At 63.0% G+C, this 441-nt stretch carries 1 protein-coding gene; it reads left to right on the top strand.

Annotated features, from left to right (window positions below; translation table 11 throughout):
- Nucleotides 1-131 precede the first annotated feature (131 nt).
- Nucleotides 132-441 (top strand): acyl-CoA dehydrogenase family protein (locus O7A70_RS34060; RefSeq protein WP_337144239.1); only part of this gene is annotated, 310 nt, incomplete at its 3' end.

The raw sequence follows: 441 nt of genomic DNA, 5'->3' as shown, positions 1-441 counted from the left end.
TCGGGACTCGTTCGCAACTGGCGAAGAGGTTCCGGAGCGCTTCGCAAGCCGCACTCGCGCTTGCGGGCCGCGCGCGGCGGGAGGACGATCCGGCGCAAAACGATCAGCGAGAGAGAAACGAGGAGCGTCCCATGGATTTCGATCTGTCCCCCAAGCAGAAGGAATGGCTCGACCGCGTGCGGTCCTTCATGGCCAAGCATGTGCGTCCGGCGGTGCCCATCTATGACGAGCAGGATCGCACCGGCGAGCGCTGGAAGGTCATCCCGGTGCTCGAGGACCTCAAGAAGAAGGCGAAGGCCGAAGGCCTCTGGAACATGTTCATGCCGCCGTCCGAGCACGAGGACGATGAATTCCGCGGCGCGGGATTGACCAATCTCGAATACGCGCTGCTGTCGGAAGAGATGGGCCGCATCAGCTGGGCCTCGGAAGTGTTCAACTGCT

Origin of the sequence: Mesorhizobium sp. Cs1299R1N1 (genome assembly GCF_037179655.1) — a bacterium.
Lineage (GTDB): Bacteria > Pseudomonadota > Alphaproteobacteria > Rhizobiales > Rhizobiaceae > Mesorhizobium > Mesorhizobium salmacidum.
This window is presented reverse-complemented; position numbering and strand designations above follow the sequence as displayed.